The organism is Dellaglioa sp. CoH-55-MRSF-8, from assembly GCF_056782195.1.
This window is the reverse complement of the sequence record NZ_JBXAYH010000277.1, coordinates 1-232: the sequence shown is the minus strand read 5'-3', so window position 1 is coordinate 232 and position 232 is coordinate 1. Positions and strand designations below refer to the sequence as shown.

Genomic DNA, 232 nt, shown 5'->3' with positions numbered 1-232 from the left:
TCTACGTCGTAGGCGTTGGTGGCGGCCACCACCTCTTCCATCGTCATGTCCGCGTCGGGTCGGAAGATCGTGTAGCGACCACCCGCGTCCTTCACCTTCTTCGCCCACTTCTTGTATCGCTTCATCAACAAATCGCGCTCGTTGGTCGCCAACCGCTGTAGACGAATGTCCGTCACGTCGAAGGCCCCGACGTTGGCCATGACGCGCACCGTGGTTTCCTTCGCACTCATTT

Annotated in this window: 1 protein-coding gene; it reads right to left on the bottom strand. The window is 59.1% G+C overall.

What is annotated here, in order from left to right:
* Nucleotides 1–232: hypothetical protein (locus AC1RPW_RS08730; RefSeq protein WP_481769569.1), on the bottom strand; the 232-nt coding region annotated here is incomplete at both ends.